Here is a 2,769-nt window from a genome sequence, read left to right as displayed (position 1 = left end):
CTTCCTCCTACTTTTATATTTCTATTTTATATACTCTTTATAATTTTTATGATTATATGGCTCTCCTATTGACTTTAAATCATGTATTAAATAAAGTCTAATTAAATCAACCATTACACCTTCTAAGCCATAGAATAGCTCTACTTTATGTTGTTTTAAGAAATTTAAAGTAGCTTCTCCGATAGGTCCAGATATAACTATGTTTATCTTTTCTGCTACTAAAAACTCTGGCATTTTTCCATGTTCATAGACAGGTGGCGTTAATAAATATGTATCTACAAGTTTATTATTTTCAACAACAAATACCTTAAAATTTTTACATCCATAAAATTGTGAATCAAGTATAATTCCATCATTAGTTGGACATGCTATTCTTAAACTTTTCATAATAAAATACCTCCGTTATATATTTTAAAATTCATATTTGAATCCAGCATAAACACTTCTTCCATCAGCAGGATAATAAACTGTTCTTGCATTTCCAGATCTAGTAGATGTAACTGTATTATAATAGTCTTTATCAAATAAGTTTCTAACTCCACCATATATTTCAAGTCCTGTATTAAATTTATATGACGTATTAATATCAAATGTTACATAGTCATCTTGTTTGCCAAAGTAGTTTTCAAAATCATCTTCTGCATAAGATTTACCCATATAATATAAATCTCCATTAACAAAGAAATTATTTGTAAAATTATATGTTGCTCCTAAGTTTGCTTGCCATCTTGCAACACCTGCAAAATCTTTTCCATCATACATACCACTTGTTACTTTTGGCTGAATATACGATATATTCTCTCTTAAAGTTAACTTGTCAAAATAGTGAGCCAATGATAACTGTGCTCCTACTCTTCTAACTTTTCCATCAAAGTTTCTATTGTAACCACTTGTATCGAATATTTTATCGTAATAAATTTCATCCTTTGAATCTATATAAAATATTGATGTTGAAACAAAAGTTTCGCTAAACATATCTCTTAATCCTAGTTCATATATATCATTTTTTTGTGTTCTTACATCTCCATACCATTTTCCAGCATCACCTATTGTTGGTGTTCTAACTGCTCTTGTATAATTAAAATATGTATTTCCTGTATCTGAATATAAGTAGTTTAATCCCAATTCAAAACTATCATTATTAGCATAATCTGCTGAGTGTGGTTCCACCTCAACTAAGTTCCAACTAGAATCATAAACTTTTGTACTATATTTATATTTCACTTTTTCTTTTCTATAACCTTGAGAAAATTGAAGCTTTCCAAACGTAGTTTTATTTATAATATAACCTGCATAAGATTCTCTTTCATCATCTGGAGCCTTCTGCATAATACCATTAATTTTAAGAGTCTCTTTAAACTCTCTCTTTCCATCACGATAATCTCCACCTAAAATAACATAGTCTTCTTTACCATAATTATATTTTAATTGTGGCTTTATAAAATACTCTTTAGTTACATTATTTTGGTTTTTACTTTCATCATTATAGTAACCACCGTATATTAAAAAATTTAAATTATCTGTCAACTTTTTATTATAAGATAAATTCCAAATATCACTTATGCTATGAGTTAGTCCTCCATAACTTCCTGGCTTTGAAGGATCTTTTTCAAATTGATCCTTTTCTAAATAACCAGTATAGTAGTCTTTATTTTCATTATGATTATATCTTAGCTCTATATTCCCATCTTCCAATAAATACATGCCTCTTAACCAGATTGAATTTCTTGTATCTTTATCATCTTTATACTCTACATTTCTATCTCTATACTCCATACTTGAATAACCAGAATATGATGCATTTAATAGAATTTTATCTCCTAATTTTGTCCCATAGCTTAAATTAGCCCTATTCGTTTCCCAAGAACCAGCTTCTAATCCTACGCTACCATAATTAACTTTATTCTCTGGTGCTTTTGTTATAATATTAACTACTCCACCAATAGCTCCATCTCCATACATAATCGCTCCAGCACCTTGAATAACTTCAATTCTCTCTATATCTCCTATAGGAATTTGATTTATATTAAATGTAACTAATCCATTCAATGGAATTCCATCTAAAAGAATAATTGTATTTGCTGACGATGTAGCTCCTGATCCTCTTAGATCAATTTGTGGATTTCCTCCATCCATGTTTCTAACAGTTACCCCTGGAACACCTTTCAATGCTTCTCCTACATTTGATGCTCCTTTTTCTTGAATCTCTTTTTCTGTTACAACCATTACAGTTTTAGCAGTTTCATGAACTGAACTTCCAAAACTTTCACCTGTTGTTATAACTGTATCTCCTAGTTGAATTTTTGGATTATCTTCTCCCTTAACAATTGTCCCAACAGCTATAATCGCTGCTAGTAAAAATATTTTTTTCATCTTCCCTCCCCTTTATATAATCGTTTCTGTTAACTTAAAATTTATTGAAACTACTCCAATCCTTTGAGGTATAATAGTTATTCGACCAACCAATATTCCCCCCAAGAAAGGAGCAGTTTTTAACTATGTATATTAATAATATCTCTTGTCCTCGTTGTTTCTCTAAAAACCTTCATCGTTTTGGTAAAAATAATCTTGGACATCAAAAATACCGATGCAAAGAATGCGCTAGACAATTCTCTGCTAATTCTAAATTCGGTGATAATAGGCGTTCATATCCTAAATGTCCTATTTGTAATTCAGGAACATATTTGCATCATGATTATCTTTACTATTCTAGGTTTAAATGCAATTCCAGAAAGTGTAATCATATTCATATTGCAGTAAAAAAGACTT

At 29.7% G+C, this 2,769-nt stretch carries 3 protein-coding genes; 1 reads left to right on the top strand and 2 read right to left on the bottom strand.

The window, feature by feature from the left end; all coding sequences use genetic code 11:
* Positions 1 to 21 precede the first annotated feature (21 nt).
* The gene (locus tag ACMOUI_RS04735) at positions 22 to 387 is read right to left on the bottom strand and encodes a NifB/NifX family molybdenum-iron cluster-binding protein (protein WP_418964587.1); all 366 of its coding nucleotides are present in this window, start codon (positions 385 to 387) and stop codon (positions 22 to 24) included.
* A gap of 24 nt (positions 388 to 411) precedes the next feature.
* The gene (locus ACMOUI_RS04730; RefSeq protein WP_418964586.1) at positions 412 to 2,373 is read right to left on the bottom strand and encodes a TonB-dependent receptor; all 1,962 of its coding nucleotides are present in this window, start codon (positions 2,371 to 2,373) and stop codon (positions 412 to 414) included.
* Between the two features lie 125 nt (positions 2,374 to 2,498).
* Here ACMOUI_RS04730 and ACMOUI_RS04725 point away from each other — a divergent pair.
* Positions 2,499 to 2,769: IS1 family transposase (locus ACMOUI_RS04725; protein WP_418964585.1), on the top strand; the 271-nt coding region annotated here is incomplete at its 3' end.

The organism is Cetobacterium sp., assembly GCF_048470075.1.
GTDB lineage: Bacteria > Fusobacteriota > Fusobacteriia > Fusobacteriales > Fusobacteriaceae > Cetobacterium_A.
This window is presented reverse-complemented; position numbering and strand designations above follow the sequence as displayed.

Excerpts from the sequence above, each read along its gene's own strand:
- ACMOUI_RS04735 (WP_418964587.1), bottom strand. The coding sequence starts at position 387 with ATGAAAAGTTTAAGAATAGCATGTCCAACTAATGATGGAATTATACTT.
- ACMOUI_RS04730 (WP_418964586.1), bottom strand. The coding sequence starts at position 2,373 with ATGAAAAAAATATTTTTACTAGCAGCGATTATAGCTGTTGGGACAATT.